29 protein-coding genes are annotated in these 25,016 nt (G+C 63.8%); 21 read left to right on the top strand and 8 right to left on the bottom strand.

Going from position 1 to position 25,016, the window contains the following annotated elements; all coding sequences use genetic code 11:
- Positions 1-49: 49 nt before the first annotated feature.
- Genes RFM41_RS11800 through RFM41_RS11790 form a run of 3 tightly spaced genes read left to right on the top strand, consistent with a single transcriptional unit; the run spans position 50 to position 2,894 of the window.
- Positions 50-1,213: an ABC transporter permease gene (locus RFM41_RS11800; protein ID WP_320245380.1), complete on the top strand. Its 1,164-nt coding sequence runs from the start codon at positions 50-52 to the stop codon at positions 1,211-1,213.
- On the top strand, positions 1,210-2,148 hold the full coding sequence (locus RFM41_RS11795) for an ABC transporter ATP-binding protein (protein ID WP_320245379.1): 939 nt from the start codon (positions 1,210-1,212) through the stop codon (positions 2,146-2,148). The genes RFM41_RS11800 and RFM41_RS11795 overlap by 4 nt, the downstream gene beginning before the upstream one ends.
- Positions 2,145-2,894 (top strand): ABC transporter permease, encoded by a 750-nt coding sequence (locus tag RFM41_RS11790; RefSeq protein ID WP_320245378.1) that lies wholly within the window; start codon positions 2,145-2,147, stop codon positions 2,892-2,894. Before RFM41_RS11795 ends, RFM41_RS11790 begins: the two co-directional genes overlap by 4 nt.
- Positions 2,895-2,909: 15 nt before the next feature.
- Here the strand turns inward: RFM41_RS11790 and RFM41_RS11785 are convergent, their stop codons facing one another.
- Positions 2,910-3,134 carry a hypothetical protein gene (locus tag RFM41_RS11785; protein ID WP_320245377.1) on the bottom strand — a complete coding sequence of 75 codons (225 nt, stop codon included), beginning with the start codon at positions 3,132-3,134 and terminating at the stop codon, positions 2,910-2,912.
- Between the two features lie 82 nt (positions 3,135-3,216).
- On the opposite strand from RFM41_RS11785, the gene RFM41_RS11780 reads away from it, so the two are divergent.
- Positions 3,217-3,717 (top strand): DUF2165 family protein, encoded by a 501-nt coding sequence (locus RFM41_RS11780; protein ID WP_320245376.1) that lies wholly within the window; start codon positions 3,217-3,219, stop codon positions 3,715-3,717.
- 230 nt (positions 3,718-3,947) lie between these two features.
- The gene (locus tag RFM41_RS11775) at positions 3,948-6,089 is read left to right on the top strand and encodes a sodium-translocating pyrophosphatase (RefSeq protein ID WP_320245375.1); all 2,142 of its coding nucleotides are present in this window, start codon (positions 3,948-3,950) and stop codon (positions 6,087-6,089) included.
- A 96-nt stretch (positions 6,090-6,185) separates the two neighbouring features.
- Here the strand turns inward: RFM41_RS11775 and RFM41_RS11770 are convergent, their stop codons facing one another.
- From RFM41_RS11770 to RFM41_RS11760, 3 genes are all read right to left on the bottom strand, one after another.
- The gene (locus RFM41_RS11770) at positions 6,186-7,130 is read right to left on the bottom strand and encodes a glycosyltransferase family 2 protein (protein WP_320245374.1); all 945 of its coding nucleotides are present in this window, start codon (positions 7,128-7,130) and stop codon (positions 6,186-6,188) included.
- 46 nt (positions 7,131-7,176) lie between these two features.
- Entirely contained in the window at positions 7,177-7,722 is a 546-nt protein-coding gene (locus RFM41_RS11765; RefSeq protein ID WP_320245373.1) for a dTDP-4-dehydrorhamnose 3,5-epimerase family protein, read from the bottom strand.
- A 155-nt stretch (positions 7,723-7,877) separates the two neighbouring features.
- Entirely contained in the window at positions 7,878-8,402 is a 525-nt protein-coding gene (locus tag RFM41_RS11760; protein ID WP_320245371.1) for an outer membrane protein assembly factor BamE, read from the bottom strand.
- Between the two features lie 117 nt (positions 8,403-8,519).
- Between RFM41_RS11760 and RFM41_RS11755 the strand changes: the two genes are divergently transcribed.
- The 7 genes from RFM41_RS11755 to RFM41_RS11725 all read left to right on the top strand — a co-directional run bounded on the left by RFM41_RS11755 (position 8,520) and on the right by RFM41_RS11725 (position 13,300).
- Positions 8,520-9,062 carry a ubiquinol-cytochrome C chaperone family protein gene (locus RFM41_RS11755; RefSeq protein WP_320245370.1) on the top strand — a complete coding sequence of 181 codons (543 nt, stop codon included), beginning with the start codon at positions 8,520-8,522 and terminating at the stop codon, positions 9,060-9,062.
- A gap of 11 nt (positions 9,063-9,073) precedes the next feature.
- The gene (locus RFM41_RS11750) at positions 9,074-9,622 is read left to right on the top strand and encodes a YceD family protein (RefSeq protein ID WP_320245369.1); all 549 of its coding nucleotides are present in this window, start codon (positions 9,074-9,076) and stop codon (positions 9,620-9,622) included.
- 130 nt (positions 9,623-9,752) lie between these two features.
- Positions 9,753-10,823: a phosphate acyltransferase PlsX gene (gene plsX / locus RFM41_RS11745; protein WP_040999912.1), complete on the top strand. Its 1,071-nt coding sequence runs from the start codon at positions 9,753-9,755 to the stop codon at positions 10,821-10,823.
- A 9-nt stretch (positions 10,824-10,832) separates the two neighbouring features.
- Positions 10,833-11,804, top strand: a complete 972-nt coding sequence (locus tag RFM41_RS11740) for a beta-ketoacyl-ACP synthase III (RefSeq protein ID WP_320245367.1) — start codon at positions 10,833-10,835, stop codon at positions 11,802-11,804.
- Between the two features lie 104 nt (positions 11,805-11,908).
- Entirely contained in the window at positions 11,909-12,232 is a 324-nt protein-coding gene (locus RFM41_RS11735) for an integration host factor subunit alpha (protein ID WP_040983242.1), read from the top strand.
- 131 nt (positions 12,233-12,363) lie between these two features.
- On the top strand, positions 12,364-12,903 hold the full coding sequence (locus RFM41_RS11730) for a MerR family transcriptional regulator (protein ID WP_040983239.1): 540 nt from the start codon (positions 12,364-12,366) through the stop codon (positions 12,901-12,903).
- A 94-nt stretch (positions 12,904-12,997) separates the two neighbouring features.
- Positions 12,998-13,300, top strand: coding sequence for an ElaB/YgaM/YqjD family protein (locus RFM41_RS11725; RefSeq protein ID WP_320245365.1), 303 nt, complete (start codon positions 12,998-13,000; stop codon positions 13,298-13,300).
- 360 nt (positions 13,301-13,660) lie between these two features.
- Here RFM41_RS11725 and RFM41_RS11720 read toward each other — a convergent pair whose 3' ends face one another.
- Positions 13,661-13,849, bottom strand: coding sequence for a hypothetical protein (locus tag RFM41_RS11720; RefSeq protein WP_320245364.1), 189 nt, complete (start codon positions 13,847-13,849; stop codon positions 13,661-13,663).
- Between the two features lie 183 nt (positions 13,850-14,032).
- A complete protein-coding gene (locus RFM41_RS11715) occupies positions 14,033-14,641 on the bottom strand; it encodes a hypothetical protein (protein ID WP_320245363.1) in 609 nt (202 codons plus the stop codon).
- A 295-nt stretch (positions 14,642-14,936) separates the two neighbouring features.
- Between RFM41_RS11715 and RFM41_RS11710 the strand changes: the two genes are divergently transcribed.
- The 7 genes from RFM41_RS11710 to RFM41_RS11680 all read left to right on the top strand — a co-directional run bounded on the left by RFM41_RS11710 (position 14,937) and on the right by RFM41_RS11680 (position 22,107).
- Positions 14,937-15,203: a helix-turn-helix domain-containing protein gene (locus RFM41_RS11710; protein ID WP_320245493.1), complete on the top strand. Its 267-nt coding sequence runs from the start codon at positions 14,937-14,939 to the stop codon at positions 15,201-15,203.
- A gap of 152 nt (positions 15,204-15,355) precedes the next feature.
- The gene (locus tag RFM41_RS11705; protein ID WP_320245362.1) at positions 15,356-15,814 is read left to right on the top strand and encodes a YbaK/EbsC family protein; all 459 of its coding nucleotides are present in this window, start codon (positions 15,356-15,358) and stop codon (positions 15,812-15,814) included.
- A 254-nt stretch (positions 15,815-16,068) separates the two neighbouring features.
- On the top strand, positions 16,069-17,397 hold the full coding sequence (locus tag RFM41_RS11700; RefSeq protein ID WP_320245361.1) for an NAD(P)H-dependent oxidoreductase: 1,329 nt from the start codon (positions 16,069-16,071) through the stop codon (positions 17,395-17,397).
- Positions 17,398-17,399: 2 nt separating this feature from the next.
- Positions 17,400-18,428, top strand: a complete 1,029-nt coding sequence (locus tag RFM41_RS11695; protein ID WP_320245360.1) for a thiamine pyrophosphate-dependent dehydrogenase E1 component subunit alpha — start codon at positions 17,400-17,402, stop codon at positions 18,426-18,428.
- Positions 18,428-19,426, top strand: coding sequence for an alpha-ketoacid dehydrogenase subunit beta (locus RFM41_RS11690; RefSeq protein ID WP_320245492.1), 999 nt, complete (start codon positions 18,428-18,430; stop codon positions 19,424-19,426). Before RFM41_RS11695 ends, RFM41_RS11690 begins: the two co-directional genes overlap by 1 nt.
- Positions 19,427-19,429: 3 nt before the next feature.
- A complete protein-coding gene (locus RFM41_RS11685) occupies positions 19,430-20,824 on the top strand; it encodes a pyruvate dehydrogenase complex dihydrolipoamide acetyltransferase (protein ID WP_320245359.1) in 1,395 nt (464 codons plus the stop codon).
- Between the two features lie 137 nt (positions 20,825-20,961).
- Positions 20,962-22,107: a DUF930 domain-containing protein gene (locus tag RFM41_RS11680; protein WP_320245358.1), complete on the top strand. Its 1,146-nt coding sequence runs from the start codon at positions 20,962-20,964 to the stop codon at positions 22,105-22,107.
- 63 nt (positions 22,108-22,170) lie between these two features.
- Here the strand turns inward: RFM41_RS11680 and RFM41_RS11675 are convergent, their stop codons facing one another.
- Both RFM41_RS11675 and RFM41_RS11670 read right to left on the bottom strand, forming a co-directional pair.
- On the bottom strand, positions 22,171-22,845 hold the full coding sequence (locus RFM41_RS11675) for an HAD family hydrolase (protein WP_320245357.1): 675 nt from the start codon (positions 22,843-22,845) through the stop codon (positions 22,171-22,173).
- Positions 22,846-22,932: 87 nt separating this feature from the next.
- Positions 22,933-23,574, bottom strand: coding sequence for a hypothetical protein (locus tag RFM41_RS11670; RefSeq protein ID WP_320245356.1), 642 nt, complete (start codon positions 23,572-23,574; stop codon positions 22,933-22,935).
- A 189-nt stretch (positions 23,575-23,763) separates the two neighbouring features.
- Between RFM41_RS11670 and RFM41_RS11665 the strand changes: the two genes are divergently transcribed.
- Both RFM41_RS11665 and srlA read left to right on the top strand, forming a co-directional pair.
- A complete protein-coding gene (locus tag RFM41_RS11665; RefSeq protein ID WP_320245491.1) occupies positions 23,764-24,201 on the top strand; it encodes a transcriptional regulator GutM in 438 nt (145 codons plus the stop codon).
- A 53-nt stretch (positions 24,202-24,254) separates the two neighbouring features.
- Positions 24,255-25,013 (top strand): PTS glucitol/sorbitol transporter subunit IIC, encoded by a 759-nt coding sequence (gene srlA, locus RFM41_RS11660; protein WP_320245355.1) that lies wholly within the window; start codon positions 24,255-24,257, stop codon positions 25,011-25,013.
- Positions 25,014-25,016 lie beyond the last annotated feature (3 nt).

Below are 25,016 nucleotides of genomic sequence, written 5' to 3'. Positions count from 1 at the left end.
GGGTTCGGCACGCCGTGTTCGCGGCGCGCCGGCTCGATTGGGGACGATCGTGACCATCCGCTTCGACAAGCTCGGCGTCGTGATCGCCGCGATCGTCGCCTATGCCGCCTTGGCGGCACCCTTTGCCACGTTCCGTGCCAATCGCATCGTGCCGGGGCAGGCGCGCTCGATCCTTGAAGCGCTGCCGCCCGCGCTTGGCATGCTGTTGCTGGCGATAGTCATCGCGGCCGCCATCGTCGCCCTGCTCAGGACGCCGCTTGTGCTCAGGCTGGCGGCCAGCGTCGTCGCGCTGATTGCGCTTACGATCCTGCTCGGCGTCGCCGGCACTTTCCTGACGCCCGACGGCAACACCTTCGCCCGTGTCGCGCCGGCCTCCGGTTTCTGGCTGCTCGTCTTCGCCTTCACCCTGCTTCTGGCCGATGTGCTGACTAGGCTGAACCTGTCGCCCTTGGCGCGCATCGGCGTTCTTGCCATCGCCACGCTCGCCATCGGCGCGCTGCTTGTGTCGGGGCTTTGGGACGGTCTTTCCATCCTCAAGGAATATGCCAGCCGCGCCGATAGTTTCTGGGCCGAAGCTTCCAAGCACGTCACGCTGGCGCTTGGCTCGCTGGCTGGCGCGGTGATCGTCGGCATACCGCTTGGCATCCTTTGCCATCGCGTCGAGAAGCTTAGTGCAGGGGTGCTGAATGTGCTCAACATCATCCAGACCATTCCCTCGATCGCGCTCTTCGGCCTTTTGATCGCGCCGCTTGGCTGGGTCGCCCTGCATGTGCCGGGTGCCGCCGCGATCGGCATCAGGGGCATCGGCACCGCGCCCGCCTTTGTGGCGCTCTTCCTCTATTCGCTGCTGCCGGTGGTGGCCAACACCGTGGTCGGGCTGGCTGGTGTACCCCGCGCGGCCAACGATGCCGCGCGCGGCATGGGCATGACCGACCGCCAGCGTCTGCTCGACGTCGAGTTCCCGCTCGCCTTTCCGGTGATCCTGACCGGCATCCGCATCGTGCTGGTGCAGAATATCGGGCTTGCCACAATTGCCGCGCTGATCGGCGGCGGCGGCTTCGGCGTGTTCGTCTTCCAGGGTGTCGGCCAGACGGCGATGGATCTGGTGCTGCTCGGCGCGCTGCCCACCGTGGCGCTGGCCTTCGCGGCGGCGATCATCCTCGACGCGGTCATCGAGATGACCGCCACCAAGCGCAGGGTTGAAACGGCATGATCGAGATCGAAGGCATCACCAAGCGCTATGACGAAACGACGGTGGTCGATAATGTTTCGATGGTCATCGAGCCCCGAACCATTGCCACCATCGTCGGCACGTCGGGGTCGGGCAAGACGACGCTGCTCAGGATGATCAACCGGCTGGTCGAGCCGACCTCCGGCGTCATCAAGCTCGACGGCGCCGACAACCGCTCGGTGCCCGGCTATCAGCTGCGCCGCAGCATCGGCTACGCCATCCAGGGACACGGCCTGTTTCCACACCGCACGGTGGCGCAGAACATCGCCACCGTGCCGCTGCTGCTCGGTTGGGACCGAGACCGCATCAAGGCGCGCGTCGACGAGTTGATGACGCTGTACCAGCTCGACCCGCAGGCCTATGGCCCGCGCTATCCACATGAGCTCTCCGGCGGCCAGCAGCAGCGCGTCGGCGTTGCCCGTGCGCTCGCCGCGGAACCCAATGTGCTTTTGATGGACGAGCCCTTCGGCGCGCTCGACCCGATCATACGCACCAAGGCGCAGGAGGATCTGCTGGCGATCCAGAAGCGCTTCGGCACCACCATCATCCTCGTCACCCACGACATGGAAGAGGCGGTGCATCTGGGTGACAAGATCGCTGTCATGGACGCCGGCAAGGTGCTGCAATACGCCAAACCGGCGGAGATCCTGGCGAGGCCGGCAAATGGCTTCGTCGAGACCCTGGTTGGCGCCAGCGAGCGGCCGTTCCGGCTGCTGTCGCTCGGCCGCGCGCGCGATGCCGTGGAGGCCGGCGGCGCAGAGGGCGACGCAATCCCCGGTGACGCCAGCCAGCGCGACGCATTGGCCGAGCTTCTGTGGACAGGTCGCCCGGCGCTGCCGGTGAAGGACGTCGACGGCAAGCTCCTTGGCCGCGTCACAGTCGAAGGCCTGGTGAAGCGCGCGGCGAGGCCACAATGAAAGCCTGGCTGCCCGCGCTGCTGAGGCTGGCCGTTCTGGTGCTGCTGGTGGTCTTCATCGCCAGCCCGAACTGGTTCGAGCCACTGCTGAAGCCCCTGACCGAGAATGGCGCGCCGGCGATCTACAACCAGGGCAGCCTGCTGACGCTGACCCTGCAGCATCTGCGGACCGTGCTGGTCGCGACGGTGGCGGCGACGATCGTCGCAGTGGCTTTAGCTATCCTGGTCACCAGGCCGGCAGGCGCCGAGTTTCTGCCCCTGTCGCGCAGCCTGGTCAATATCGGCCAGACCTTCCCGCCGGTTGCCGTGCTGGCGCTTGCCGTGCCGGCCGTCGGCTTCGGCGAGAAGCCGACGCTGATCGCGCTCTTCCTCTACGGCCTGCTGCCGATCTTCGAGAACGCGCTGACGGCGCTCACCACGCTGCCAGGCAACGTCATGGAAGCAGCGCGCGGCGCCGGCATGACCGGCTGGCAAAGGCTGGTGAAGGTCGAGCTGCCGCTGAGCGCCCCGGTGATCCTCGGCGGCATCCGGCTTTCCGTGGTCATCAGCCTCGCCACCGCCACCATCGGCTCGACGGTTGCCGCCAAGACGCTGGGCGAGGTGATCATCGCTGGCCTTATCTCGAATAATCTTGCCTTCGTTCTGCAGGGTGGCCTGATTGTCGCCGCGCTTGCTGTGCTGATCTATGACGGGTTGTCAGCGATCGAGCGCTACGCCGCACGCCGCATGGGGCGGGAAGCGGAGTAGCCGCACGGTTCTGCGTCAAACCGAGCGGGCGGGGTGGTCCAGCGTCAGTTCGAGCTTCACGCCGGCTCCGCTGGCAATCCAGCGGCGACGGATGATGGCGAAGTCATGCCTGGCGCCGGCATCTTCCAGTGAAACAAGATCACCCACCGTGCAATCGCTATAGAGACGAAGCGCTCCCAAGGCCCCAGCGATCGAATGCTTGCCGGCATAATGGCTTGCTGCCGATGTGAGCGTGATCATGACCGGCCCACCAGTTGCGCGATCTTCGGGACTCGGCGATTGATCTTGCCGATGCCCCGACCTTTCAGCAGGAGTTCTTGCCATGACCTTGCGTCTCTCCAAGATCGTCATGTGTCTATGTCTTGCGGCGTTCGCCTTCCTGGTCGCCTTCGGCAACATCACCGATTACGGCTCAAACTTCGCCTTTGTCCAGCATGTGCTGAGCATGGACACGACCTTTCCGGGCAACGCCCTGATGTATCGCTCGATCACCAACCCGGCGCTGTGGACAGCCGGCTACTGGCTGATCATCCTCGGCGAGGCATTGACCTGCCTGCTCTACCTCGCCGCCGCCTGGGCGCTGTGGCAGGCGCGCAAGGCCAGTGGGCAGGACTTCAACGATGCCAAGAAATTCGCCGTCATCGCCGCCACCATGGGCTTCCTGATCTGGTATCTCGGCTTCATGGTGGTAGGCGGCGAGTGGTTCGCCATGTGGCAGTCGAGCATATGGAACGGCCAGCAAAAGGCGTTCATGTTCTACATGACCATGCTCACCGTGCTGATCTTCGTCATCCAGCCGGATGGCGATTTGCGCGAGCGCTGATTTACGCGGCGCCATTTCAATCGATCTAAAAGGACGGTGGCGCCCGCCGGTGAGTCGCTGCCTTTTTCTTTTGGGCGAAAGCCGGGCAAAAACCGAACAATATCTTGACGTTCCAAGCCTTGTTTCGCATACACCCCAGCCAAGGGGTGGATTCCGTGCGCGGCATGCATCTCCGTTCCAACGGCCCAGGGAGGGGTTCTTTTGGGCCAACAATCGAGGAAAATCCGGCAATGACCATCATTACCGCCGTCATCGCCTGCGGCTTGCTTTCAGTCCTTTACGCCATCTGGGCGACACGTTCGGTCCTTGCGTCCGATCAGGGCAACCAGCGCATGCAGGAAATCTCCGCAGCCATTCGCGAAGGCGCCCAGGCCTATCTGGCGCGCCAGTACACCACCATCGCCGTCGTCGGCATCGTGGTGCTCGTGCTCGCCTGGTGGCTGCTTTCCATCACCTCCGCGATCGGGTTCCTGATCGGCGCCGTGCTTTCGGGCGCTGCGGGCTTCATCGGCATGCATGTTTCGGTGCGCGCCAATGTGCGCACCGCGCAGGCCGCATCGAACAGCCTTGCCGCCGGCCTCGACATCGCCTTCAAGTCCGGCGCCATCACCGGCCTTCTGGTCGCGGGCCTGGCGCTGCTCGGCGTCTCGATCTACTACGCCATCCTGACCGGCCCGATGGGCCTGCAGCCGAATGACCGCGTCGTCATCGACTCGCTGGTTTCGCTCGGCTTCGGCGCGTCGCTGATCTCGATCTTCGCCCGTCTCGGCGGCGGCATCTTCACCAAGGGCGCGGATGTCGGCGGCGACCTCGTCGGCAAGGTCGAGGCCGGCATTCCCGAAGACGACCCACGCAACCCGGCCACCATCGCCGACAATGTCGGCGACAATGTCGGCGACTGCGCCGGCATGGCCGCCGACCTTTTCGAAACCTATGCGGTGACCGTCGTCGCCACCATGGTGCTGGCCGCCATCTTCTTCGGCGGCACGGCCGCGCTTGGCGCGTCCATGCTCTATCCGCTCGCCATCTGCGGCGCCTGCATCCTGACCTCGATCGTCGGCACCTTCTTCGTCAAGCTCGGCTCCAACGGCTCGATCATGGGTGCTCTTTACAAAGGCCTGATCGTCACCGGCCTGCTGTCGATCGTCGGTCTTGCCGCCGCGACCTCCGCCACGGTTGGCTGGGGCGAGGTCGGTACCGTCGCCGGCATCGCCATCACTGGCAAGAACCTGTTCATCTGCGGCCTCATCGGTCTGCTGGTGACCGGTTTGATCGTGGTGATCACCGAATACTACACCGGCACCAACAAGCGCCCGGTGAACTCGATCGCCCAGGCGTCGGTGACCGGCCACGGCACCAACGTCATCCAGGGCCTCGCCGTCTCGCTGGAATCGACGGCGCTGCCGGCCATCGTCATCGTCGGCGGCATCATCGCCACCTACCAGCTCGGCGGCCTCTTCGGGACCGCGATCGCCGTCACCACCATGCTCGGCCTTGCCGGCATGATCGTGGCGCTCGACGCTTTCGGCCCGGTCACCGACAATGCCGGCGGCATTGCCGAAATGGCCGGCCTGCCCAAGGAAGTGCGCCACTCGACCGACGCGCTCGACGCCGTCGGCAACACCACCAAGGCGGTGACCAAGGGCTATGCCATCGGCTCGGCCGGCCTTGGCGCGCTGGTGCTGTTCGCGGCCTACTCGAACGACATCAGGTTCTTTGCCGCCAATGGCGACAAGTACCCCTACTTCCAGGGCATGGGCGAGATCTCCTTCGACCTCTCGAACCCGTATGTCGTCGCCGGGCTGATCTTCGGCGGCCTGATCCCCTATCTGTTCGGCGGTATCGCGATGACCGCCGTCGGCCGCGCCGCGGGCTCGATCGTCGAGGAAGTGCGCAAGCAGTTCCGCGAGGACAAGGGCATCATGGCCGGCACCTCGAAGCCGAACTATGCGCGCGCGGTCGACATCCTGACTAGGGCGGCGATCCGTGAAATGATCATCCCGTCGCTGCTGCCGGTGCTGGCGCCGCTCGTCGTCTATTTCGGCGTGCTGCTGATCTCCGGTTCCAAGGCCTCTGCCTTCGCGGCGCTGGGCGCCTCGCTGCTCGGCGTCATCGTCAACGGCCTCTTCGTTGCCATCTCGATGACCTCGGGCGGCGGTGCCTGGGACAACGCCAAGAAGTCGTTCGAGGACGGCTTCACCGACAAGGACGGCGTCAAGCACCTGAAGGGCTCCGAGGCTCACAAGGCCTCGGTCACCGGCGACACCGTCGGCGATCCCTACAAGGATACCGCCGGCCCGGCCGTCAACCCGGCGATCAAGATCACCAACATCGTCGCGCTGCTTCTGCTCGCCGTGCTCGCGCACGGCTGATTGCGGCGGCTGATTCCAGGACAAAGCCCGCGGGAGCGATCCCGCGGGCTTTGTTTTTCGGCGTGACATCATGCATCCCGCGTTCCGGCGGGGCACTCAGTTGGCGTCCGGCCTCTCGCCGTTATGGCGATAGCGGGCCAGCAACTCGTCGGCGCCTGGTTCTCGCTCCGGCATTGGCGGCAAGCCGCGTGTCTGGCGCAGCATGGCAATGAGTGTGCCGCGGCGATATTGGCGGCGGAAGGAACGCGCTCGCGGATGCATGCCGAGGACAGCCAGCAGCCTGCGTCTGAGGTAGCGGGAGCGGCTTGGCAGGGCAGGTTCCTCGGCGTTGCCGAGAATCCTCGAACGCAGCGCGTCCGGCGCGCTCATTGCTTCCAGCAATTCCTCCTGCTCCCAGGCCGAGTCGTGGACATAGCTGCCTTCGCGCGCGCCCGAATGCAGCATGAGCACTGTAAGATGCGGCATCGTCGCGATCCGCGCGCCCTTGCGCCAGGCGCGGAATAGCCAGTCCTGGGAGCTCTCGCAGACGCAATGGCTTGCCGGGCGCCATGGCCCGAGCCTTGGCAGCGAGCTCCGCCGGATCATCTGCGTCGAACCGTAACCCACCGTGATGACGGGGTCATAGAAGCCGCCGCGCCCCCTTCCGAGAAGGGTATGCCTGGAGCCTTTGCTCTCGGCCGGTGCGACGGCCGCGCCCCGTGCGAGAACCACATCGGCGCCGGTGGCGTCGATCCAGCCGCACATGGACGCCAGATGGTCGGGAAACCAGAGGTCGTCATGGTTCAAGATGGCAATGAAGCGTCCGCTGGCCCGGGCAAAGCCGATATTGTTAGGCCCCGATTGCTCGCCGAAATTCACCGGAAGATCGACATAGGAGATGCGGGCGTCTTCGAATACGGCGACCGCCGCTGCGGTGTCCGCCCGGCACGCGTCGCCGACCACGATCGCCTCCCAGTCCTGCACCGTCTGGGCGAGGAGGCTCTTCAGCGCCTGGCGCAGCGCCGCCGGGCGATTATGCGTCGCGATGACGACCGAAACCAACGGTTCGAACCGTCCGCTCGGCGCGCGGGGGCCGGCCGGTTCCACGCTACACCAGCTTGTAGGGGATCTGCTCTGTGTCCGGCGGCAGGCGCCAGTGGTCGGGCGCGTCATAGGCGTAAGCCTTGTCGACGAGGTTGAGCAGCAACGCGGTCTCCGGTCCGAGCGCGACCACACCGTGCCAGACACCGGGTGGAATGGTGACGATTGCCGGTCGCAGGGCACCGACGATCTTGTGCCAGACCGTGCCGGAACTTGGCGAGTCCTTGCGCCCGTCGAAAAGCGATATTCGCACGCTGCCGGCGCAGCAGAACAGACGGTCGAGGGTCGCGGCATGTGCGTGCCAGCCCGTCACCGCGCCCGGATACATCGTGCGTTGAAACACCTGCCCGACGGACGATTGATCGAGCGCCCATTCCTCGCGAAAGATCTCGGTCAGGTAGCCGTTGGAGGTCGCGACGGATCTGATTTCCTTGATCCGGACGCCTTCGATTGCCGGAGGGTCGATTGCAAGCCAGTCAGGCGTCACGGTTGGCCGGTCGGCCGTGCCCGTGACCATCCAGCTGTCGGGCCCTGCACGCTCGTTGCTGGTCATTTCAAGTCCTCCCCAACCCGGCGGGCTTGATAAGGGTTTGCCCCGGGGATGACAAGCTGAGCTATTTCGCGGGCGGACAAAAACCCGTGAAAGCGGTCACACGGGTTTTGTCGCCGAAAGAAAGAGGTCGCCGAAAACGGCGGTTCAGGAAGGCCTCAGGGCGTACCGCCGCTGCCGCCGCCGGGGACGCCGGGCGCCAGCTTGCTCGCGCCGCTGATGATCTGGCTGAGGAAGTTCTGGTCCTTGCCGCCGGTGGGCGTCGTCCTCGAGATGAAGTCGAAGACCTTGCCGTCCTTGAGACCGTAATTGGCGATCTGGGTGACGCGGCCGTCTGCGCCGAAATAGACCGCCAGCACGTGCTGGTCGATGATGTGGGGGTTGTCGAAGGCGACGTAGCGCTTGCGCGTCTGCGAGATGTAATAGAAGGCCTCGTTATCGAAGGTCGCCGTCGTCGACGGCGTGCCCAGCGCCAGAAGCACCTGTTCGCGGCTCGACCCGACCGGTACCGAATCGATAGCCTGCTGGTCGATGACGTAGCCTTTCGTCAGCGTCTCGCTTGGATGGAGATCGCCGAACATCTTGGACGAATTGCAGGCGGAAAGCGCCGATACCACGACCAGCAGCGAGGCCACGCCCACCGGGGCGGGCGCAAAGAACGACTTGAATTTCAGCGCACCCAACAACAATTCTCCATCACATCCCCGCAACTTGCGCTGGGCCGCAAAACCGGTAAACCAGCTTCGATGCCGATGCAACAAGGCCAAATCAAACAACAGGTCCCCGGGAGACCGCCCTCAATGTTCCAGCGCCTTTTTGGCCGCGAACGCAACGCCAACCGCGCTATCACCGACGCGCTCTACGCACAAATCGTGGCGGCGGCGCGGCAAACGGTGTTTTATTCCGACTGGAATGTGCCGGATACGCCGCTCGGCCGCTTCGAGATGCTGTCGCTTCACATGTATCTCGTCCAGCACCGGCTGCATGGCGAGCAAGGTGTGGCCGCCGAGGTCGCGCAGGTGCTGATCGACGAGTTCTTCCTCGATGTCGAGCATTCGCTGCGCGAGCTGGGCATCAGCGATGTCGGCGTGCCCAAGCGCATGAAGAAGCTGGCAAAGATGTTTTACGGCCGTACGGCCGCTTATGACGACGCGCTCAGGCAGGACGATCGGGTGGCGCTTGCGGCGGCGCTCGCCCGCAACGTCAGGCCAGATGCAGGTTCCTGGCCGCAGGCGCCGCTGCTGGCGGACTATGTCTGCGAGGCTTGCCAAAAGCTCGCCGCGCAGCCGACCGAATCGATCATCGCCGGCGCTGCCGCGTTCCCGGCCGCCGGGGCCGCGTGAGGGAGGCCGTGATGAAAGACGCCGAATTGCGCAGCCCGGTATCCTTTGTCGCCAATGTCGCGCGGTTGCCGCAAAAGGGCCTGCCCGTCGTGGTCGAGGCCGATGAACGCCAGCGCGAAGCGCTTGCCGCCGAATATGACCTGCTTTCGGTCGAAAGCTATCGCGCGGAGCTGCTTGTGGCCTCCTGGAAGCGCAATGGCGTCAAGGTCACCGGTCGCGTCGAGGCCGACATCACGCAAGCCTGCATCGTCACGCTGGATCCGGTCGCCGCGCATATCGACGAGCCTGTGGAGGCGCTGTTCCTGCCCGAGCAGTCGAAGCTTGGGCGCGAGGGCTTCGAGGGCGGAGGCGAGATCATCCTCGACGCCGACGGACCGGACAGCCCCGAGACATTTTCCGGCGACACGATCGATGTCGGTGCGCTGGCCGAACAGTTTTTCGGTCTGGCGATCGACCCCTATCCACGTAAGCCGGGAGCCTCGCTCGATGTTGCCGGCGATGATCAGCCCGAGGAAAGCGAATTCCAGAAAAAGCTGCGTTCGCTGCTTGGAAAATCCTGAGAGTGGTCCGGATTTTGGAAAAGTTGGTTGTGCGTCAGCCCAAAACCGCTATTTTCGCCGAACCTTCGCGAGCCCCCTTACCTTGGCAGGCGTCCGCCGCAAGCCAGGCAAACCGTGAGAAAAGCACTACGTGATCAGGATTTCCATCGATGCCATGGGCGGCGATCACGGACCGAGCGTGGTCATCCCGGCGCTGATGACGGTCGCCATCCGCCGCCCTGACATCCGCTTCGTCATCTATGGCCGCGAGGACGTGGTGCGTCCCGAGCTCGCCAAGTTCCCGAAACTCGGCGAGGTGAGCGAGTTCGTTCATTGCGAGGTCGCCGTGCGGATGGACGACAAGCCGAGCCAGGCCCTGCGCCATGGCCGCTGGAAGTCGTCGATGTGGAAGGCCGTCGAGGCGGTCAAGAACGGCGGCGCGCAGGCCTGCATCTCGGCCGGCAACACCGGCGCGCTGATGGCGATGTCGAAATTCTGCCTGCGCACGATGGCCACCATCGACCGCCCGGCGATCGCGGCGCTCTGGCCCACGACGCGTGGCGAAAGCGTGGTGCTCGATGTCGGCGCCACCATCGGCGCTGATGCGCATCAGCTTATCGATTTCGCCATTCTGGGCACCGGCATGGCGCGCTCGGTGTTCGGCGTCGAGCGCCCGAGCGTCGGCCTGCTCAATGTCGGCGTCGAGGAGATCAAGGGTCAGGAAGAAGTCAAGGAAGCCGGCCGCATGCTGCGCGAGGCCAATATGGCCTCGATGAATTATCGCGGCTTCGTCGAGGGCGACGATATCGGCAAGGGCACGGTCGACGTGGTGGTGACCGAGGGCTTTGCCGGCAACATCGCGCTCAAGACTGCCGAAGGCACCGCAAGGCAGATCGCCGGCTATCTGCGCGCCGCCATGAGCCGCACGTTGATGGCCAAGATCGGCTACGTTTTCGCCAAGGGCGCCTTCGACAGGCTGCGCGAGAAAATGGATGTCGGTCGCTCCAACGGCGGCGTCTTCCTGGGGTTGAACGGCATCGTGGTGAAGAGCCATGGCGGCGCCGATTCGGATGGTTTCGCGGCCGCCATCGAGCTCGGCTACGACATGGTGCGCAACAATCTGCTTGACCGGATCGAGGCCGACCTCGATCTGTTCCATGCGCGCAACCCGACCGCGCAGGCAAACAGGAAATCCGGTGTCGCCGCCGACGCCGAGGAATAGGAAAGAGCCTTGATCAGATCAGTCGTGCGCGGCAACGGTGCCGCGCTGCCCCGCCGCATCATGAAGAATGCCGACTTCGAAGGCATGGTCGAGACCTCCGACGAGTGGATCGTCCAGCGCACCGGCATTCGCCAGCGCCACGTCGCGGCCGACGACGAGACGACAGCCTCGCTCGGGGAGGCGGCGGCGCGCGCCGCGCTCGACAGCGCCGGCATGACGCCCGCCGATATCGACCTCATCATCCTGGCGACCTCGACGCCCAACAACACGTTCCCGGCGACGGCCGTCGAAATCCAGAACCGGCTCGGCATGCATCACGGCTTCGCCTTCGACATGCAGGCCGTGTGCTCGGGCTTCGTCTATGCCGTTGCCACTGCCGACCTTTATATCCGTGGCGGCCTCGCCAAACGCGTCCTGGTGATCGGCTCGGAAACATTCTCGCGTATCCTCGACTGGAACGACCGCTCGACCTGCGTGCTGTTCGGCGACGGCGCCGGCGCGCTGGTTCTGGAAGCGGAAGACGGCGCCGGCGCGATCACCGATCGCGGCGTTTTGGCGGCGAGCCTGCGCTCGGACGGCGTGCACAAGGACAAGCTCTTCGTCGACGGCGGCCCTTCGACCACGGGAACCGTCGGCCATCTGAGGATGGAAGGCCGTGAGGTGTTCAAGCATGCCGTCGGCATGATCACCGACGTCATCGAGGCGACCTTCGGCGAGGCCGGCATAACGGCGCAGGACCTCGACTGGTTCGTGCCGCATCAGGCCAATAAACGGATTATTGACGCTTCCGCCAAGAAGCTCGGGATTGCCGAAGAGAAAGTGGTGGTCACCGTCGATCTGCACGGTAACACCTCGGCTGCCTCGGTGCCGCTCGCTCTCTCCGTGGCCGTCGCCGACGGCCGCATCAAGAAGGGCGACCTTGTGCTTCTCGAGGCGATGGGTGGAGGTTTCACCTGGGGCGCGGTATTGCTCCGCTGGTAAGTGCCGAACTCGCCGGTTCGGTTCTTGACCTTGCCGGATCAATTACTTAGGCTCTGCCTTTACCTGTATCGATTTACGTTTTGGCGAGCAGATGGGACGGTCGCATGGGGGGAAAGACACTTACGCGTGCCGACCTAGCTGAAGCCGTTTATCGGAAGGTTGGTTTGTCGCGAACTGAATCGGCGGAGCTCGTCGAGGCGGTCCTGGACGAGATCTGCGAAGCCATCGTTCGCGGCGAGACGGTGAAGCTGTCTTCCTTCGCCACCTTCCACGTCCGTTCCAAGAATGAGCGCATCGGCCGCAACCCCAAGACGGGCGAGGAAGTGCCGATCCTGCCGCGTCGGGTGATGACGTTCAAATCGTCGAACGTGCTCAAGAACCGGATCCTGCGTTCGCACCAGAACAGCAAGGGCAAGGGCGGCAAGTAGTTTGCTGGCGAATGCGGTTGAAAACCGCCGGCGGTTTTGACGCCGGGCTTGAATATCGTTTCATAAATCGCTGAAATAAGGCGCGATTCGGTACCATGCCCGGATCGTGGTCCAGTGTGGAGGATTGGCCCATGGACAAGAGCCCCGATGCTTTCCGCACCATCAGCGAAGTCGCGGAAGACCTCGATCTGCCGCAGCACGTGCTGCGTTTCTGGGAGACGCGCTTCACCCAGATCAAGCCGATGAAGCGTGGCGGCGGCCGGCGCTACTACCGGCCGCAGGACGTCGAGCTCATCAAGGGCATAAGGCATATGCTCTACGATCAGGGCTATACGATCAAAGGCGTGCAGAAACTGTTGCGCGAGAACGGCAACCATTTTCTGGTCGCCATCGGCAATGGCGACATGGCCGCGGTGGAGGCGATCGCCCAGCGCCGCCAGGCCGAGCAGGTGCCGCTGACGGCGGCCGCGCAACCGCGCGGCGACGAGGACGCGCTGGTCGGCCAGCCGAAGGTGAAGCCCAGCCGCCGTTTCTTCGGCCTAGGCAAGAGCGACGACGAAGGTCCGGTTCAACCCGACTCTTCGAAATTGTCGCGTGACAATCGTGCCTTGCTGCAGGAGGCGCTGTTCGACCTCTTGGAATGCAAGCGCCTGCTCGACCAGGTTCGTTGAACGGGTCATCTTCGACTTGATGCCGCGCGGTCGGCCCGCCGGAACTGGCTCGTTGTCCGCGCGTTAGGCCTTCTCGAAGAGAAGGACAACAAGCATGGCATCGTTTTCGACCCTCTCCGACGTTGATATCGACAAGCAGGTCGCGGCGCTTTCGCGGCAATTGCACGATCTCAAGAAGGTTTTGGCCAGGCGCGGCGACGCCTATTACGAGGATGGCCGCGAGGCGGCGTCCGACTATTATTCGCAACTTGCCGATCGCCTCCACGAGGCGTTGCCGGCGATAAGGCGCAGGGGCAGGGCGATCGAACGTACGGCGCGCGATCATCCGGCGACGGCCGCCGCCGTTGGCTTGGTCGTGGTCGGATTGCTTGCCGGCCTTCTCATCAGCCGGCGCTGATCTTTTCTGAATCGTTATGGAAATGGCGGCCGCAAAATGCAGCCGCCATTTCCATGCCTTGGGCGGTTGATCAGCGAGCGAGCTCTTTGCCACAACATCAGCTCGTATAGCGTCGGGCGGTGGGGCAGATAGCCAAGCTTCAGGGCGAAGCGGGCATTGAGAACCGGATGGCGAAGCGTCGGGATGGTACGGGCGACCGCCAAGACCAGGCGGTGTCTGGCCGCGGATCGGCGCAGCCCACATCATGTACATTCCGGCGTGCGGTTCGACATCACCGGGTGCTTAAGCGGAAAACCCGATGGGAAGGCCGACCCCGCTCTAGCGAAGAAGGCCAGCCCTCCCATCGGCAGAAGGGAAGGATCAGGCCTTCTTCGGAGCCATCTTGTGGTGGTGGCGATGATGGCGGTGGTGATGGCGGTGATGATGTCTGTGGTGATGACGATGATGCTTCTTCATCGGGGCCGCATCTGCGCTGGTGGCGCCGAGGATCGGCATGGTGAACGCCAAGGCTAGACCCAGCCCGAGCGCGGAGAGGAGGGACTTCTTCATGACTTCGTTTCCTTTTTACGCGGGCGTTCCGAGATCCACCGGATCAAATCCGTGACCCAAGCCTCGCGATAGGGACTATCCTCCTGGTTTTTTTCGACAATTTTTCCCAAATATAGATTTTTGTTTCTGGATTGTTTCTGAGAAGTCCTCTTGCGCCGCAGGCTCGCCCTGACGGGTGAGGCCTCACATGGGCGGCGCGACGCCGTGATTCCCGACCACGACGCGATTGGCGGCGAGCTTGCCGTCGCCGCCGCGCTCGGCGTTGACGAACACCGCGACGCCCGGCGTCAGATCCGCCGCGGTGGCGGCGGCGACCGTCACGATCGGTGTGGTCTGCGGGATCGCGATCTGTTTCTTCTGGCCGTTGTCATAGGTGAGCGTGACCGTGCGGCCCTCGATCTCGGTGACGTCGGCGACGGTGCAGTTGGTCATGCGGCTGTTGGGCTGCAGATCCCAGTCGCGGTCGCCTTCTCCCGTGCCCTTGAGAGCAGCCGGGAAGATTACGACTTCCAGCGCGCCGCTGCCGCCATCGGCCTTGGATATCGAGGCGATGCCGAGAAAATCGCCCTGCTTGATATCGGCTGCCGATGCCTTGGCGACACCCGAGATCTTCCAGCCGTCGGCAAGCCTGATCGCATCGGTCTTGCCGTTGCGGTCCTTCACCGTCAGCGTCGATCCGGCGACGCCGACGACAGTGCCTCGAATACGTGCGGCATCCGCCGCCCAGGCTTGCGTTGTGCCGACGACGCTTGAGATTGTGCCAAGCACAATTGCGAACGATTTCAAATTCATGGCATCCGATCCTTCCGAGAAGCTTCCGGCGCCGTCTGTCGGCGCCGGTGACGGCAAGCTAACGAATCGGGACGTCGAAAATGCCGGCGAATCCGGTCGCGGATCTTCAAAAGAACTTGATTGAGCGCCGCGCGACCTCACATTGTCGAAGCCTGAGGCATTCAGCCAAAGCGCTGCTTCACGATGGCGTGACGCTGCATCGGTGCTCTTGGCAAATCATTTGTTAACGAGCATTCTCCCGCCCGTCTCAGGCAACACCATTTCATCAGACCCTGTTTCATCTCAAGGAGTTGCCATGCCCAACACCGCACGAAACGCTGTTTCCAACAACATCATTGCCGCGTCCGGCCTCAACCCGTTGAAAGCCGCTCGCGAAACGAGGGGATATACGATCGAGGAGCTGTCTTTGACCTGCGGCCTGGCCGTTGGCGAGATCATCGATATCGAGGATGGCAAGGACGCCGACCCCGCCAAGCTCCGGCGCATCGCTTCGGCCCTGCAGATGCCGGAAGAGGAATTGATCACAGTGCCGACTGAAGAGAACCGGTCTATTAAGCAATAGAGACGCGAAAAGCGCCCATCGAAAAGCCCGCCGGGATTTCGCCCGGTGGGCTTTTTAGTGCCTGCACAGCGCAGGCGCTGGCTCTTGCCAAGAATGGCCGCATCGTGCGATTCGCCACCGCTGCTGCTCGATAGGCCTGACGAGGAATTCACATGAGCTTGGAATCGGTCCGCACCTTCTTTGCCGAGCACGCACCGGACGTGGAGGTCATCGTCACCGAGGCAAGCTCGGCCACTGTCGCGCTGGCGGCGGAGGCGCATGGTGTGACGCCGGCGCAGATCGCCAAGACGATCTGCCTGCGCGTCGGAGACGAAACCATGCTGGTCGTGACCAGCGGCATCGCCAGGCTCGACAATCGCAAATTCAAGGACAGGATGGGCGGCAAGCCGCGCATGCTGGGCGGCGAGGAGGTGCTCTCCGTCACCAGCCATCCGCCGGGCGGCGTCTGCCCGTTCGGCCTGCCGGCGTCGCTGCCGATCTATTGCGACCTGTCGCTCAAGCCTTTCGACGAAGTCGTTCCCGCCGCCGGCGCCACCAATGCGGCGGTGCGCATCACGCCGCAGCGCATGGCCGACCTGGTCGGCGCCGTTTGGGTCGACGTTTGCCAGTAACAATTGCCGCCTAGATATCTTCTCGCTGCCCGCGAACGGCTTGCCGCGCGGCTTTGACCGGCGTTCGGCCCGAACACCTGCTTCCATTCGGCTCCTCACAGGGCGCTCGCTGGACGCGTTTCGCCGTTGCGCCCCGACCAATTGGAAAAGCGTCGATCAACGGCCAAATTCTGGACATTAGTCTTGACAGAAATACATATGTTCAATACCCGTCAAGCAACCGAACAGCATGCGATATGGGAGGAATACACGGTATGGCGTCCAATATTTCGTTGACGGGCCTTGCCCGCGATCTCGAGGAACGAGCCAAGTCCGGCAAGCCCATACGCATCGGCCTGATCGGCTCCGGCGAAATGGGCACGGACATCGTCACCCGCGTCGCCCATATGTCCGGCATCGAGATCGGTGCCATCTCCGAATTGAACCTTCCGGTGGCCAGCAAGGCCGTCGATATCGCTTTCCAGGAAACCGGACACGCGCGCGAGGTTTCGAACGCCTCAGCGATGACGTCCGCCATGGAGGCCGGCAAGATCGCAGTCACCAACGACTCCAGCCTGATCATCGGCAACGATCTGATCGACGTCGTCATCGACGCGACCGGCGTCCCGGCCGTCGGCGCAGAGATCGGCCTGCGCGCCATGGAGCACGGCAAGCATCTGGTGATGATGAATGTCGAGGCCGACGTCACCATCGGCGCCTATCTCAAGAGCGAAGCCGACCGCCTCGGCGTCACCTATTCGCTGGGCGCCGGCGACGAGCCGTCTTCCTGCATGGAGTTGATCGAGTTCGTCTCCGCCATGGGCCATCCGATCGTCGCCGCCGGCAAGGGCAAGAACAACCCACTCAACATCGACGCCACGCCTCCGGACTATGAGGAGGAGGCCAAGCGCCGGCACATGAATGTGCGCATGCTGGTCGAATTCGTCGACGGTTCAAAGACGATGGTCGAGATGGCGGCGATCGCCAATGCGACCGGACTGGTTCCCGACAAGCCCGGCATGCACGGTCCGTCGGCGACGCTCGGCGAACTGTCGAAGGTGCTGGTGCCGCAGAAGGACGGCGGCGTGCTGTCGAAGGTCGGCGTCGTCGACTATTCGATCGGCAAGGGCGTGGCGCCCGGCGTCTTCGTCGTGGCCGACATGTCGCATCCGCGCATTTCGGAACGCATGGAAGATCTGAAGATGGGCAAGGGCCCGTACTTCACCTTCCACCGCCCCTATCACCTGACTTCGCTGGAAGTGCCGCTGACCTGCGCGCGCGTCGTGCTGTACGGCAAGGCCGACATGGTGCCGCTGGCAAAGCCCGTGGCCGAGGTCTGCGCGGTCGCCAAGAAGGATCTGAAGCCGGGCGACAAGCTCGATGCCATCGGCGAATATTGCTATCGCGCCTGGATCATGACGGCGCCGGAAGCCCATGCGGCGCGCGCCATCCCTTGCGGCCTGCTGCAGGGCGGTTCCGTGACCCAGCCGATCAAGAAGGGCGAGCTCATCACCTATGCCAACGCGGCGCCCGCGCCGGGCTCGAAGATCGCCGAGCTGCGCGCCCGCCAGGACAAGCTCGTCTACGGCGCTGTGGAGGCGTGATCATGGCCGGAGCCAGCAAAGCCGTCGTGGATAGCCGGGCCAACCTGCCTTTCGTCTATCGCCAGTACAGTCCCGAGCAGCTCAGGCAGGTGCTTCACAAGATGTACCTTATCCGCCGCTTCGAAGAGGGCGCGGAAGAGTGCTACATGCGCGGCCTCATCCACGGCACCATGCACCTGTCGATCGGCCAGGAAGCCAGCGCCATGGGCATCTGCATGCCGCTCGCCGAGGATGACCAGATCACCTCGACGCATCGCGGCCATGGCCATTGCATCGCCAAGGGCGCCGAAGTCAGCCGCATGTTCGCGGAGTTCTTCGGCAAGACCACGGGCTACTGCAAGGGTCGCGGCGGCTCCATGCATATCGCCGACGTCGCCAAGGGCAATCTCGGCGCCAACGGCATCGTCGCCGGCGGCATTCCGATCGCGGTGGGTGCCGCGCTCACGTCCAAGAGGATGAAGACCGGCAAGGTCGTGGTCTCCTTCTTCGGCGACGGCGCCAACAACGAAGGCGCCTTCCACGAGGCGCTGAACATGGCGGCGATCTGGAAGCTGCCGGTGATCTTCGTGTGCGAGAACAACGGCTACGGCATGTCCACCTCGACGGCGCGCTCGACCGCGGTGAAGAACATCGCCGAGCGCGCGGCCGCCTATTCGATGCCCGGCGTCATCGTCAACGGCAACATCTTCTCCGAGGTCGCCGAGGCGTCCTTCAAGGCGGTGGAGCGGGCGCGCGCGGGCGAGGGGCCGACGCTGATCGAATCCAAGACCTACCGCCATCGCGGCCATTCCAAGAGCGACCGCAACCGCTACCGCACCAAGGAAGAAATCGAGGATTGGATGGCGAACCGCGATCCGATCACGCTGTTCGAGACCGAGTTGCGCGATTTCGGCTTCATCGACGACCAGGGCATTGAGGCGATCCGCGACGCGGTCGCCAAGGAGATCGCCGACGGCATCGAGTTCGCCAAAGCGAGCCCGGCGCCCGAGATCGCCACCCTTCAGGACTATGTTTACACGGAGCATGCGTGATGGACGCCGCGGTGCGTGAACTGAGCTACGCCCAGGCGATCCAGGAAGCCATGGCGATCGCCATGGACATGGACGAGCGTGTCTTCCTGATGGGCGAGGATATCGGCGTCTATGGCGGCGCCTTCCAGGTGACCGGCGATCTGGTCGAGCGCTACGGTACCGACCGGGTGATCGACACGCCGATCTCCGAACTGGGCGGCGCCGGCGTCGCAGTAGGCGCGGCCGTCACCGGCATGCGGCCGATCTTCGAATTCCAGTTCTCGGATTTCGCCACGCTTGGCATGGAGCAGATCGTCAACCAGGCGGCGAAGATGCGCTTCATGCTTGGCGGCGAGGTTTCGGTGCCGGTGGTGATGCGTTTTCCGGCCGGCTCCGGCACGGGCGCCGCCGCGCAGCACAGCCAGAGCTTGGAGGCCTGGCTCGGCCATGTGCCTGGCCTCAAGGTCATCCAGCCGGCGACGCCGCACGACGCCAAGGGCATGCTGCTTGCCGCGATCGCCGATCCGGACCCGGTCATGATCTTCGAGCACAAGCTGCTCTACAAGATGAAGGGCCATGTGCCCGAGGGCCATTACACCGTTCCGATCGGCAAGGCCGAGATCCGCCGCGAAGGCCGCGACCTCACCATCGTCGCCACGTCGATCATGGTGCAGAAGGCGCTCGACGCAGCGGCCGCGCTCGAAGGCGAGGGCCTCGACATCGAGGTGGTCGATCTGCGCACGATCCGCCCGATCGACAGGCAGACCGTCATCGACAGCGTGAAGAAAACATCGCGCCTGCTCTGCGTCTACGAAGCGGTGAAGACGCTCGGTATCGGTGCGGAAGTGAGCGCGCTCGTCGCCGAAAGCGAGGCGTTCGACTATCTCGATGCGCCGATCGTGCGCCTCGGCGGCGCCGAGACGCCGATCCCCTACAATCCGGATCTGGAAAAGGCGACGGTGCCGCAGGTTCCCGACATCATCGCCGCCGCGCGCGACCTCGTGAAAGGGGTTCGCTGAGCGATGCCGACAGAGGTCATTCTTCCCAAGGTCGACATGGACATGGCGACCGGACAGATCTCGCGCTGGTTCGCCGAGGAGGGCGCTCACGTCAAGAAGGGCGACGTGCTCTTCGAGATCGAGACCGACAAGGCAGCAATGGAGATCGATGCGCCGGCCAGCGGCACGCTGCGCAACATCACAGGCAAGGAGCGCGTGGACATTCCGGTCGGTGAGCCGGTGGCATGGATCTATGCCGACGACGAGGTTTACGCGCCAATCTCCGCCCAAGCGGGGGAGATGTTGGCGCAGCCGACAGAGGGGGGCGCTGTCGCGCCAACGTCTCATTCCGTCGCGCCCCCCTCTGGCCTGCCGGCCATCTCCCCCACAGGGGGGGAGATCAGCCAATCGCCGTCGGCCGCCCGCGCGACGCCGCTTGCACGCCGCTTGGCGCGCGAGGCGGGTCTTTCGATTGCCGGTATAAAGGGCAGCGGTCCGCGTGGCCGCGTCGTGCGCGCCGACGTCGAGGCCGCGATTTCCTCCCCCCTCGAGGGGGAGGTGTCCGCGGTGCGGACGGAGGGGGTCGCCTCAGAAGGCACCGCCTATTCGGCGCCGAGCCCAGCAGAAGCGACCCCACCCGACCTGCCTGCGGCCGGCCACCCTCCCCTCAAGGGGGAGGGGGACGTTCTGCGTCTCTTCGCCGAGGGCTCCTACGAGCTCGTGCCGCATGACAACATGCGCAAGACCATCGCGCGCCGCCTGGTCGAGGCCAAGTCCACCATCCCGCATTTCTATCTGACGCTCGACTGCGATCTCGATGCGCTCTTGGCGCTGCGCACGCAGTTGAATGCCGCGGCACCCATGAGGAAGACCGACAAGGGCGAAGCCCCGGCCTACAAGCTTTCGGTCAACGACATGGTCATCAAGGCCATGGCCATGGCGCTGATGGCGGTGCCGGATGCCAATGCGTCCTGGACCGAGAACGCCATGGTCAAGCACAAGCACGCCGATGTCGGCGTCGCTGTGTCGATCCCTGGCGGCCTGATCACCCCGATCATCCGGCATGCCGATGAAAAGACGCTGTCGGTGATCTCCAATGAGATGAAGGACCTGGCCAGCCGCGCCAGGAGCCGCAAGCTCAAGCCCGAAGAGTATCAGGGCGGCACGACGGCGGTGTCCAATCTCGGCATGTTCGGCGTCAAGGATTTTGCCGCCGTCATCAACCCGCCGCATGCGACGATCCTGGCGGTCGGCGCCGGCGAGGAGCGTGCGGTGGTGAAGAAGGGCGAGATCAGAATAGCCACCGTGATGTCGGTGACGCTCTCGACCGACCACCGCGCGGTCGACGGCGCGCTCGGCGCGGAACTCCTCGGCGCCTTCAAGCGCATGATCGAGAACCCGATGAGCATGCTGGTGTAAGCCAATCCCCGCAGGGCCTTGATCCGGCTTGCTCTTAGGCTACGGGCCCTGCGATCACCGAGTTGTCAGGCCAGCTTCTCGGGCAAATCCCAGCCTGGTGCTTGAAGCCGCCGTCATTTCGTTCCACATCGGACGCAATGAGCGGCAAGATGCGGGAATGGTTTCGGAATTGGCGGTGGGCCTTGGCCGCATCGCTATTCCTGCATGCGCTGATCGCAACGTTCTTGTTCTTTGGCTTGCCGAGACCCGAGCAACAGCCGGATCAGCAGGAACAGCCGGTCAACGTCGCGATCGTGCCGCCCGAGCAGCCAAAGCCTAAACCTGCCCCCAAGTCGCCGGAGCCGACGCCTGAAAAGAAGATTGAAAAGCCGCCAGAACAAAAGCCGCCTCCGGAGCCGAAGAAGCTGCCGGACGACCAGGTTCTGAAACGCGTTTTTCAATATGGCCAGAAGGATACCGGACCGGAAAAATCGCTGAACGGCAGCAGTGCTCAAGCCAACACGCCGCAGCCGGCCAAGGACACGGCCGCGAAGCCGCCAGCCGAGGCGAAGCCCGCGCCAAACCCGCCCCCCAGTCCCGAGCAGCAAGCAGAGTCCAGCAAGGCCGACCAGAAGCCTGACACAACCCAGCCGGAGGCCAAGCCCACGCCAAGCGAGGAGAAGCCGGCAACCGAGGACACCGATAAACAGCAGCCGGACAAACAGGAGCCGCAAACCGAGGAGAAGCAGGCAGTCTTGGCGCCAAAGCCGTTGGCGGCCGAAACTGGAGGCAAACCCGCGCCTCCATCCTCGACCCAAAAGGCAAAGCCGAAACCGGCAAAGCCAATGAAGTTCAAATCCGCAAGAGCTTTAAGGGCTCCCAGCGCTGGTATGGGGATGTCAAATCCCACGAACAACGAGGCTGCCGGATCGCCGATCTATTCCGGCCTTCCAGGCGTCAGGAAGCTTTACTCGCAGGGTGCGACCGGCAACATGGAGGCCACAAGCTCCATGGAGAACGTGCCGCGTGATCAGCGTGTTGCCAACCTGTGCGCCAACGTGCTGAACCAGGAACTGCAGAGCGCCGATTACTCTCCCAGGTGGCTGCCTACCATTCCGCTGAAAATCGGCAACGTTCTCAATCCGACCCAGGCCGCCTTCAGCACGGCCACCCAATGGTTCGATTTGACCTTCCGCTGCGAGGTCGACGCCGATGCAACGAGGGTCCTGTCCTTCAACTTCCGCGTGGGAGCATTGGTCCCTCCCGGCGAATGGGCCGGTCGCAAATTTCCAAGTCTCCGCTAGAACATGATCCTGAAAAGTGGGAGCCCGTTTTCGCAGAAGATCTTGTTCCAACAAAGGGTTAGATCAGGCCGGCACGCCCAGCCTGGCCAATTCCCGACTGACGTCATGCCAGTCTGCGCAAACGAAGTCGGCTCCGGCGGCCATCAGCCGTGCGCCATGCTCGGGATAGGTATGTCCGCCGCCGGTATAGCCGATCGCGATCATGCCGGCCGCGACCGCACCTTGGACGCCGAAAGGCGAATCCTCGACCACGATGCAGTCAGCCGGTTTCACGCCCATCTTCTCGGCGGCGTAAAGGAATATGTCAGGCGCCGGCTTGCCGTTCTTCACCATCGAGGAAGAAAAGATCACCTCACCGAAGAAGCGTGACAGCCCGGTCACCGCCAGGCTGTGGTTGATGCGTTCGACCGAGGACGACGAAGCGACACAGCGGTCGCCAGCAAGCGCGCCCAGGAATGGCGCGATCCCCGGCGTCGGCTTCAGCTCCTCGGAAAAGAGCAGCTTGGTCTCGGCCCAGATGTCGCCGTCGGCGGCGGGCGGAAACTGATGGCCGGTCAGTTCCTTGATTTTGACGATGATGTCGGACTGCTTCATGCCGACGCATTGCGCGATGATGCCGCCATGGACGCCAGGCATGCCATGCTTCTCGTAAACGCGCTCATAGGCCTTGGCGGCGAGCGGTTCGCTGTCGACGAGAACGCCGTCGCAGTCGAAAATCATCAGTCTAGGTTGCGCCACGCGCTTCTCCCGGCTCCTGTGCCAATGCGCACATCGCTATCGATAAAAAGTCAGATGTTCAATAGGAGGCGGCTGCGTCCCCAACCTTCAAAGCTGGCGAAGCGCCTCGCTGACCGGCGAGGATCCGAGCGCGCGCTGCATGGCCTGGCGCGACTGGGCGCGGTCGGGGGTGATCCAGTTGGGCTCGGCGCCGAGGAAGCGGTCGAGGAAGGCCACGGCATAGGCGGGCATTTCCGTCGCGTTCTCGCGGTAGGACCACCAGGTGCGCAGGTCGTCGGCGCATTTGTCGATGCTGGGCGCCGTGCCGAATTCCTGCTCGTGCACGGCCAGGATCGCCGACACGCAATAGTTGGTATAGAGGAAACCTTCCGGCCAGAAGCGCACGATTTCCGCCGTGCCGGCATTGGCTTCGGTCTCGATCATTTCGCCGAGACCTGAGACCTCCCGCGCCGGCCCTTGTCGGATCAGCTCGCGCAGAACCAGCCCGGCGGCGAAGACGATGAAGTCGGCGCGGTCTATCGCCGCGAATCGCTTCTGCGCCTCCATGACTTCGATCCAGTCGAGAAAGGCGCGCGTCAGCTTGGCCTCGTCGATCTCGAAACGCACGCCGAAGGTTTCCGACACCACCTTCGCGCTGCTGCGGAAGGTGGCGCGAAACCAGCGCAACTGCCGCAGCCGGTGGCGAAGGTCCGGCATAAGCGCGAGTTCGTGCCTGAAAGGCAGATCCATGTCTCACATCCCGTTTGACGACAGGCTAGCACAGGCCCTGCCGATGCCGAAATCGGCCGGCTGCCTGTGGAGCGATATACCGGCTAATATAATACATGTTGACATTCGAGGAAACAAATGTTCTCACTTTCGGGTCGTCTCGGCTCCGTTCAATATGTGCCGAAGAAAGCGACTCGGGAGGAAACCGAAATGGCGATCTGGCAGTGGGCGCTGCTTCTGCTGTTTGTTGTCTGGGCGCTGCAATCGCTCGGTGTCTGGCTGCAGATGCGGCATTATTCGGACGTCTTCAAAGGTGTCACCGGAGAGTTCAAGGACGGCTTCGTCGGCGCGGGCAATTTCCGCGGACGGCTGGCCAAGGGCACGATCGCGCTGGTCGTCGTGACGCCGGATCTCATCGTGCGCCGCATGATGGTCATGAGCGGCCGCTCGGTGCTGACCAAGTTCAAACGACATGAAGAATTCGAGGGCATCCCCCTCGATCGACTCCGGTCCAACCCTGCGATCATGGGGGAGGGGGAACCCGGTGTGGCCGAGGCCGTGAAGCGAGCGATCGAGCAGATCGACCGCGCGCGGTCGGAGCCGGGGAAGAAGCCGGGCCTGGCCGGCTTGAACGTAGCAAGGGCATAAACGGACGCCGGCAGCCGGCTGGGAATGACCGGCAGGGGTCATAAGGAGGAGAAATGTCTGTAATTACACTATTGGCGCAGCATGCCGACCTGGCGGTGCATAACCTGCATGTCGCAGGCACCATGGTCTCGGATGCTGCCTGGCACGGCAAGCTCGGTATCGAGCGCGCCACCGATCATCTCGTGGTCCTGGCGCAGGCGAATGCGCCGGTCACCGCCGATCAGCTGAAGGAACAGCTGAAGAACGTGCAGCAGGAAGAGCAGCTCGGCTGGCTGACCGCGATTGGCAAGTACTTCATCGGCATCTTCCAGAAGGGCGGCGAAGTGTTTGCCGGCTTCGTCACCGGCATCATCCCGACCCTGGTCGTGCTGATGACCGCCTTCTACGCCGTCACCGAACTGGTCGGCGAGGAGCGCGTCCACGGCCTGGCGCGCGGGGCCGGCCGCGTCGCCTTGACCCGCTACACGGTGCTGCCGGTCCTGTCGGTGTTCTTCCTTACGAACCCGATGGCCTACACGTTCGGCTCGTTCCTGGAAGAAAAGCACAAGCCTGCCTTCTACGACGCGGCAGTGTCCTATGTGCATCCGCCGCTCGGCCTCTTCCCGCACATCAATCCCGGCGAATATTTCGTCTGGGGCGGCATGCTGGTCGCGCTGCTCGACCTCGAGAAGCGGGGCGTCATCGCCAATGGCTATCACGTCAAGGTGGCGATCTGGTACGCCATCGTCGGCCTCGTCGTCATCCTGCTGAAGGGCATCCTGACCGAGCGCATCACGGCCATCATGGCACGCCGCCAGGGCGTCGAGCTCTAAGGG

This window comes from Mesorhizobium vachelliae (assembly GCF_033977325.1).
Lineage (GTDB): Bacteria > Pseudomonadota > Alphaproteobacteria > Rhizobiales > Rhizobiaceae > Mesorhizobium > Mesorhizobium vachelliae.
This window is presented reverse-complemented; position numbering and strand designations above follow the sequence as displayed.